Source organism: Streptomyces noursei (assembly GCF_001646665.1).
In the GTDB taxonomy this organism is placed as follows: Bacteria; Actinomycetota; Actinomycetes; order Streptomycetales; family Streptomycetaceae; genus Streptomyces; species Streptomyces lavendulocolor.
On the sequence record NZ_LWBU01000070.1, the window covers coordinates 1 to 413 of the forward strand.

The window sequence follows — 413 nt, forward strand, 5'->3', positions numbered from 1 at the left end:
TGGGGCAGTAGTGCGGGGGGGCGGGGCGGGCGGTGGCGGTGGTGCGCAACTGGTCGGGGAGCGCCGGCCAGGGCGGGCCGGGTCCGCTGGGGGTGGGGGGGGAGCGGGGCCGGGCGGTGGGGGGCGGGGGGGGGGGGCGGGCGGGGGGGCTGGAGGGGGAGCGGGTGGGGCGGGCGGAGCCGGGGGCGGGGCCGGCGGAGGGGGAGCTGTGGGTGGAGTCGCGGGGGCGGGGGGGCTACGGGCCGCGGCTGGCGGAGGAGAAGGGGATCACCGGCGGGCTGCTGCACGAGCGGCAGTACCTGCACGGGGTGCGGGCGCGGGGGTTGCGGCTGGACGCGTTCACGGCGGACGGGGTGGCGAGGGTCCCCTTCCGGGACGTGGCGGACGACTCGGGGGCGGGCGGCTCCGTGGCG

Annotated in this window: 1 pseudogene; it reads left to right on the forward strand. The window is 82.8% G+C overall.

The annotated features are described in order from the left end of the window. Window positions 1-212: 212 nt before the first annotated feature. A pseudogene (locus tag A4V12_RS36200) lies at window positions 213-413 on the forward strand (beta-galactosidase); the annotation flags it as partial.